At 29.0% G+C, this 7,637-nt stretch carries 7 protein-coding genes and 1 pseudogene; 7 read left to right on the top strand and 1 reads right to left on the bottom strand.

Going from position 1 to position 7,637, the window contains the following annotated elements; all coding sequences use genetic code 11:
• From KHW44_RS04420 to KHW44_RS04405, 4 genes and pseudogenes are all read left to right on the top strand, one after another.
• A pseudogene (locus KHW44_RS04420) lies at window positions 1-351 on the top strand (phage tail protein); the annotation flags it as partial.
• Between the two features lie 449 nt (window positions 352-800).
• Window positions 801-2,330: a hypothetical protein gene (locus KHW44_RS04415; RefSeq protein ID WP_304066450.1), complete on the top strand. Its 1,530-nt coding sequence runs from the start codon at window positions 801-803 to the stop codon at window positions 2,328-2,330.
• Between the two features lie 59 nt (window positions 2,331-2,389).
• Window positions 2,390-3,373: a hypothetical protein gene (locus tag KHW44_RS04410; RefSeq protein ID WP_304066447.1), complete on the top strand. Its 984-nt coding sequence runs from the start codon at window positions 2,390-2,392 to the stop codon at window positions 3,371-3,373.
• Between the two features lie 37 nt (window positions 3,374-3,410).
• On the top strand, window positions 3,411-3,962 hold the full coding sequence (locus tag KHW44_RS04405; protein WP_304066444.1) for a hypothetical protein: 552 nt from the start codon (window positions 3,411-3,413) through the stop codon (window positions 3,960-3,962).
• Window positions 3,963-4,081: 119 nt separating this feature from the next.
• Here the strand turns inward: KHW44_RS04405 and KHW44_RS04400 are convergent, their stop codons facing one another.
• Complete coding sequence (locus KHW44_RS04400; RefSeq protein WP_304066441.1) at window positions 4,082-4,615, bottom strand: 5-formyltetrahydrofolate cyclo-ligase; 534 nt, start codon at window positions 4,613-4,615, stop codon at window positions 4,082-4,084.
• A 100-nt stretch (window positions 4,616-4,715) separates the two neighbouring features.
• Between KHW44_RS04400 and ftsE the strand changes: the two genes are divergently transcribed.
• From ftsE to KHW44_RS04385, 3 genes are read left to right on the top strand one after another with little or no spacing between them, the layout of a single operon-like run.
• The gene (gene ftsE, locus KHW44_RS04395) at window positions 4,716-5,399 is read left to right on the top strand and encodes a cell division ATP-binding protein FtsE (protein ID WP_002837266.1); all 684 of its coding nucleotides are present in this window, start codon (window positions 4,716-4,718) and stop codon (window positions 5,397-5,399) included.
• Window positions 5,386-6,279, top strand: coding sequence for a permease-like cell division protein FtsX (gene ftsX, locus KHW44_RS04390; protein ID WP_002835101.1), 894 nt, complete (start codon window positions 5,386-5,388; stop codon window positions 6,277-6,279). The genes ftsE and ftsX overlap by 14 nt, the downstream gene beginning before the upstream one ends.
• Before the next feature lie 10 nt (window positions 6,280-6,289).
• Window positions 6,290-7,513: a murein hydrolase activator EnvC gene (locus KHW44_RS04385; RefSeq protein WP_304066435.1), complete on the top strand. Its 1,224-nt coding sequence runs from the start codon at window positions 6,290-6,292 to the stop codon at window positions 7,511-7,513.
• Window positions 7,514-7,637 lie beyond the last annotated feature (124 nt).

The raw sequence follows: 7,637 nt of genomic DNA, 5'->3' as shown, positions 1-7,637 counted from the left end.
AAAGAAATCATATCAGAAACCAAGAAATATTTGAACGAAGAAGATTATACGAATGTGTTCAAAAACTTGTCATCAATACATGATTCGTATTATTTTATACTATTCGTAGAAGAACTTATCAAACAGGACAGAGACAAAACATTTGAAAAAGTATGGGAAATTTATCGAAAGAGATTAAAAAGCACATACAAAGACAAAAAGTACATGAATATTGTCATGGAAATTAAATCATTTGAAGCTAGAAACGATGATTTGTACCAATATTTGAAGAAAAACATAGAAAAAACATTCAAAAAAAGAACAAAGTTATTAGAAATATTACAATTCGTGGATACACTGGATTTTAAATAATAATATTAGAGATTGAACAGAGACATTAAAATGTCTCTGTTTTTTAGTTCATATTATGATTTCCAACAAGAAACTATCTTGTATCGATATAAAAACAAATACTTATAGATTTATCAAATAAATGAAATAAAGTTAGCAAAAGCGGATAATATCTATACTTGTTTATTATGGATAATCTGATTTATAAACAAAAGAACAAAAACTATTTCATATCAATCTTTATATATTAGAACATCAAATAAATAAACTGTTGACAAAAAAATCAATTAAAGATAATATGAATTAATAACAGGACTTTTATTTTAATATTATGAAAACGTTACACGATTCGAATAAAAACATTAAAATTCGAAATAAATCTCATTGAAATTAAAATTGACAAGCTAGAAGTCAAATATGAAATAAGTTGCAATATTTGTGCTTTAAAATCAAAAGGAGTGGAAATTAGCGTGATAAACAACAAGGCAGGAGAACACATCTGTATAAGCTATAAAAAGAAAAAATTTATTAGCTTTATTACTAAAACAATACTTAGTTTAATTTTCTTAATTTTTTGCTCAGGATTTACATATTCAGATAATGTGCAAGAAGTACCTGAATATATACGTGAAATTATTACAACAGGAAATATCAATTTAGAAGACAAAATTACGGTTGATTTGAAAACTAAAATCTCACAAGAAGAATATGAAAAAACTATAAAAGATGTAGAAAACTTTTTGATTGAAAATCATGTGATTTTTAATAATACATCCAGAGAAGAATTTTCAAAAGAATGCGACAAATTTATTAAAGATAAAAAAGAACATACAATAGTCGATACTATATTAGATTTAAAGGTACTGACATCTAGCTTAAAACAAGGGCATGTTGGGCTTGGGTCAGGATATTTTACTGAAGAATTGCCAGTAGATTTAATTCTGTTAAAAGATGGTTACTACATAAATATATGCAGCAAACAATACAGTAATATCCTAGGAAGCAAACTTTTAGCAATAAATAATACTCCAATTGAAGAGGTAGAAAAGAAAGTATCAAAATATTTTCTAGGTGAAAACAAGAATATATTCAAATTTTTTGCAATTGAAAACATTAGAATAGTCGATAATTTAAGACGCGAAAATATAGTAAGTGGCAATGAAATAACACTTAAATTAGAAAATAACGGGAAAATATTTTATAAAAATGTAATTCCTCAAAATTTCAGAAAATGGGAATTTGGGAAATTGGACTCTAAAAATACTGATTTTTATTTTATGAATACAGCTAAGATTGTAAATAGAATGAATAATCAGAATTCTGTTAGCATTAAACCACTAGATGTAATAAATCAAACAGAAAAAAACTTTTATTCTGAAATAAAAAACAAAGATTTAATAATTTATTATAATTCATGTTTTGAAAATGCAGAATTTAATATTTTCGATTTTTCGAAAGAGATAAATAAAAAATTATATGAAAGTAAGCCTACTACAATAGTTATAGATTTAAGATTCAATGGGGGAGGTAGTACTTACATTTACCCATATATTTTAAAAGAAATGTCATTTTATCAGATAAAAAATCCAAAGACAAAAATTAAAGTATTGATAAGTAATAACTCATATTCTGCAACAGCACCCGCAACTATGAAAACGATGAGAATAATGGATAATGTTGAAGTAATAGGATCTGATTCAGGATTTACAATTAAAAATACAACGGGTTCTGATAGTATGTTTTATATCAAAAGTCTAAAACTTTATTGTAATTATGGGATAGGAATATTTAAACAAAATTATGAAAGGGGAGATGTATTTAATCATAATTATAAAAACTATGATTATGAAGGTGATATGCTTACACCAGACTTCCACGCAGAGCAATCTTTTGCAGATTATATGATAGGAAATGACCCGGCTATGAATTACGCGCTTAGAGATGAAGTTAATAGTTCCTTATTTGATAAAATAAAGGGATTTTTATATTCTAAAAATTAAAAAGTTTTTATTAGCATAACATTGGCTAAATATAAATTTATTTTAATAGGAGGAAAGGAATGAAGTTATTACTAGATGAAAGAAATCCTGGAGTAGAAACAAACAATAACGATACCTACAGCATTACTGAATCTAATTGTGGTAATTTAAGTTGCAATTGTTTCGGGATAAATTATGAAAATTGCAGTATAAAACTGTTTAATGAGAAGATGAATTTAAAAAATAAAATTATTAACCTATTAGTAGTTATCATATTTATCATGACTACTACTGGTTTTAAATACATAGATAAATTTGATGAAGATACTACACGCATGTATATTTCAAATGAAAATATTAATAAGTTGGAAACAGTAGATATAAATCCACAAGATAAGATAGATATAGAAGAATATAAAGAAATCATGAAAGAATTCAGAGATTTTATGGTAGAAAACCATATTTTGTTTGATAATATTTCAAGAGAAGAATTTAAACGTGAATGTAATGATTTTATCAAGAACGCGAAGACTAAATCTTTGTTAGATATGCAATATGATATGAAATTACTTATGGCAAAGCTTGGGCAAGGACATGTACAAGTTATATCTGATTATGAAAATTCATATTCTAATATTATATTAGAGAAATTTCGTGATGGGTATTATGTATTTGCAAGTTCGCAAAATGATATTATTGGAAGTCAAGTTTTGGAAATAAATGGAATAAATATAGATGAAGTAATTGAACGAATATCTAACTATGTATCTGGTGAAAATGAATCATTTCGTAATAAAGTAGCATGTCAGAATATAATGATGATGAATTTATTGAGAAAAGAGAATATAACAAAAGATGATAATATAAGGTTAACTCTAAAAAAAGACAATAATAAATATCATTACGATATAAAATCAAGTTATTTCCCAAAAATTAAAGTAAACAAAATAGAAATAAATAATAAAGAATTCTTTACATTCAATATTGGTGAATTTTATTTTAATAATTTAAAAGATGAATTCAATAAAATCAGACCATTACAAAAAAATAAACCAAAAAAATAAATTATATTATAATGAAATTAAAAATAATAGTCTAATAGTGCATTATGATTCAGCACTTGAAAATGAAAACAGCAGTATTTATGAGTTAGAAAAAGATTTTAATGAAAAATTGATTAGCAAAAATCCTAACTGTATAGTTATTGATTTAAGGTTAAATGGTGGTGGGTCTGATTATCTTTTCGAGAATATAATAATGAAAATAATGCAATATCAATCAAAAAATAGAAATGTAAAGATTAAACTTTTAATAGGAAGAAACTCTTATTCTGCAGCAGGTGATAATGCATTAAGCATATTAAAAGTTTTAGACAATGTAGAAATCATCGGAGAAGACTCAGGATTTCCTGTGAGAATGGCATCAGGAGCTTTGAATTTATTTTATATAAAGAGATTTCAAGTATTAGGAACATATTGTCCTAAAGTCTTTAGAAATGATTACATGCTTAGTGATGTATATAACCATAATTATAAGAATTACGATTATATACATAATACAATGACACCAGACTTCCACGCAGAACAATCATTTGCAGATTATATGATAGGAAATGACCCTGCGATGAATTATGCATTGAGAGATGAAAAATAATTAAGATTTTTTTTAGTGATCAGGTTGTCAATTTAACTAAATACTAACTATCAACAAAAAAGATAATACAAAAGACCACAGAATTCGAAATGATTCGTGGCCTTTTTGCTTGTGGATATTTATTTTTGAATTATTAATTTATCAACTGGTCTGTCAAACTCTTCGGGGTGCAAATCATCTACTAATTGAAAATCGTAGACTATGGAAACTTTGTAGGAATCTTCGCCGATTTTGTCGATGAATCTGTCGTAGAATCCTCCACCGTAGCCAATTCTGTATTTGTTTTTGTCGAAGCATAGTCCAGGTACTAGCATGAAATCAAATTTGGAATTTGATTCAACTGGATTTTTTGGTTCGAGGATTCCGTAAGCTCCAGGAGCCAAATCGTCCAAGCTTTTGATTTCTACAGCAATCATGTGTCCTTTTGATTTTACATAGGGAACATATACTTTTTTTCCTTGTTCCAACAAATCTTTTATGAGTTGGTGAGTATTAAACTCAGATCCAAAGCTTACGTACACAAAAAAGTTTTCGGATTTTTTGAATTCTTCTAAGTTTTCCAATTCTTTTAAGAGTTCATCGTCGACTTTTTGTTTGTCAGATATGGAGTCTCTTTGTTTTAACATTTGTTTTCTAATTTCTTTTTTGTTCATTTTCATCACCTAAAAATATATATACCCTAAAAAGATTTAAATATCCAGTTGTTTAAAAATTTAAAAAGTCTGTGATATAATTAGGTTTACGAGGTGAAAAATGTTAGAATTCGTTCATGTCGATAAGACATATAAAAATAAAGTGTGCGCACTAAACGATTGCAATTTTAAAATTGAACAAGGTGAATTTGTTTTTTTGATTGGACCAAGTGGTGCGGGTAAATCAACTATTACTAAACTAATACTTAAAGAGATAAATCCAGATAGAGGTAAGATTTACCTTTACGGTGAAGACATAACCAGATTAAAAGCGAGGAAGGTTCCTAAATTAAGACAAAGTATAGGGATGGTGTTCCAAGATTTTAAATTATTGGAGAATAAGACTGTGTACCAAAACATAAAATACGTTATGCAAATTTTGGGAAAGAGTTCTTCAGAGATTAAATCCACGATTGATACTGTACTTGATTTGGTAAATTTGAAAGACAAAAAGAATGCATATCCACACGAATTATCCGGTGGGGAAATGCAAAGAGTGTGCATTGCACGTTCAATGGTTAATAAACCAAAACTACTTATTGCAGACGAACCTACGGGGAATTTGGATCCAGTTACAAGCATGGACATTGCAAATGCGTTGGTCAGAATTAACGAACGTGGTACGACTGTGATGATGATAACTCACGAGAAGGATATAGTGAACAAATTACAAAAAAGAGTAATTCAATTGGACAAGGGTATTATTGTTAGAGATGAAGAAGGTGGAATGTATGAGAAGAATTAGAGTTATGATATCCACTTTGAAAGAAGGATTTGTAGGTATTTGGAAAAACAGATCGATGGGACTTGCATCTTTGACGACGATTTCTCTGGCACTTTTGATTTTGGGATCTGTAATTATATCTATGTTGACGATGAATCAAGCTGTAAAAGACATCGAAGGAAAAGTTAATCTTGTCAATGTGTACTTGGAAAATGGAATTCAAGAGGACAAGACGAAAAAGATTGAACAAATTATCAAACAAAAAGATGGAATTAAGGATTTGAAGTATGTTTCCAACAAACAAGCTATGGAGAATTTCTCCAAGTCTTTAGATGATAAAACTTTGATTGAAGGAATGGAATCAGCTTTTCCTGCATCATTTGAAATTACACTGAAGAATGTAAACGATGCTGAACAATACGTCAGAGAATTTCAAAAAATAGATGGCGTTGAAAAGGTAAGTTTTTACAAAGATTTAATTGCGAAAATTTCAAATGCATCTAGAATTGTAAAATACGCTGGATCAATCGTAGTTGCAATATTAGTGATGATTTCAATAATAAATATTTCAAATACGATTAGATTAACTGTGTATGCCAGAAGAAAAGAAATTGCCATTAAGAAAAATATTGGTGCATCGAATTTGGTAATATCTGCACCGCTTGTTGTTGAGGGAATATTTTTCGGGATAATCGGCGCTGTGGTTGCGTTTTTGGCTTGTTATTACTTGTACAGATATGGATATTTGAGGTATAATAAGACTGTGTATGGATTGATATCAACTTATTTGGTTCCACCAGTGATGATTAGGTGGGATTTATTGAAGATTTTTATCAGTCTAGGTATCGGAATTGGAGCATTCGGTTCCGTATTAAGTAGCAAAAAATATCTCAAAATATAAGGAAGGAATTATGAAGAAGAAAATTGTCGCATTAGCCTTGTGCATGATGCTTATGACTAATGCAGTGTATGCAGACAAATTAACCGAATTAAATAACGAAAAAAAAGCAAAAACTTCGGATTTAAACGAATCTAAATCCAACCTAAATAAATTAAAAGATGATAAAGACGCTGAGTTGGAAAAGTTAAAGAATATCAATTTAAAATTAACTAAAACTCAGTCAGAACTTGCTATTCAGCAACAAGAATTGGCAAAAATTAACAAATCAATAGATGACACTAAAAAAGAAATCGAAAATTACAAATCTAGTATCAGCCAAAAAACAAAAGAATTTCAAAAAAGATTAAAAGGAATGTACATATCAAAAGACGGCGCAAAGGTCGATGTGCTTTTCGGATCTGGAAATTTGAATGATTTATTGAACAACGTAAGTTTGATGAATTACATTGCTAGATTTGACAAAAATCTATTGAATGATTTGAAACACGAAAAAATCTCATTAGATTACAAACAAGACGAACTAAAATCTAAGATGCAAACAATGGAAATTGTAAAAAAGAATTTGGAATTAAAAGTCGTAGCATTAAATGATATATTGGCAGAACAACAAAAGTTAATAGACGATATTTCAAAAAATGTCAGCATGACTGAATCAGAAATATCCTCATTAATTAAAGAACTTGAAAAAATTGACGGCAAAATCGACCAAGAAAAAAAGGCGATATTACAAGCGAAATTACTTGCAGCACAAAGAGCTCAAGCTGAAAAAAGAAGACGTGAAATGTTGCAAAGAAACAAGGCATTCAATACTAATATTTCAGCACCAGTCATCAATAATGACGGAGCATACTTACAATGGCCAGTACCATCATCTCACAGAATGACTTCTTTTTACGGATGGAGAAGTGATCCATTTGGACATGGTTCAGGATTCCACACAGGACTTGATATTGCAGCACCATTGGGAACACAAATTGTATCTGCAGAAGATGGAGTTGTAGTTCATGTTGGATGGAGCGGTGGCTACGGAAATCTTGTAAAAGTTCAACACGATAATGGAGCATTGACATACTATGGACACTTGAGTGGATATAACTGTAGCGTTGGTCAAAGAGTAAAACGTGGACAATTAATTGCTTTTATGGGATCAACTGGATATTCAACAGGATCTCACCTTCATTTCGAAGTAAGATTTAATGGTCAACACACTGATCCACTAAATTATTTAAGATAATTATGAAACTAAGTTAGCAATAACTTAGTTTTTTTATTGATGACTTTAGTCAGTTGAGTTCGCTTGCGAACGAAACAATAAACTACCCGCTATGCGGGTAGGCGTTCTTAGGTTATACCAAAAA

It is taken from the genome of Finegoldia magna (genome assembly GCF_018371055.1).
GTDB lineage: Bacteria > Bacillota > Clostridia > Tissierellales > Peptoniphilaceae > Finegoldia > Finegoldia magna_I.
This window is presented reverse-complemented; position numbering and strand designations above follow the sequence as displayed.

Coding starts and splice junctions, on each gene's coding strand:
- KHW44_RS04385 (WP_304066435.1), top strand. CDS start 6,290: ATGAAGAAGAAAATTGTCGCATTAGCCTTGTGCATGATGCTTATGACT.
- ftsX (WP_002835101.1), top strand. CDS start 5,386: ATGAGAAGAATTAGAGTTATGATATCCACTTTGAAAGAAGGATTTGTA.
- ftsE (WP_002837266.1), top strand. CDS start 4,716: ATGTTAGAATTCGTTCATGTCGATAAGACATATAAAAATAAAGTGTGC.
- KHW44_RS04410 (WP_304066447.1), top strand. CDS start 2,390: ATGAAGTTATTACTAGATGAAAGAAATCCTGGAGTAGAAACAAACAAT.
- KHW44_RS04400 (WP_304066441.1), bottom strand. CDS start 4,615: ATGAACAAAAAAGAAATTAGAAAACAAATGTTAAAACAAAGAGACTCC.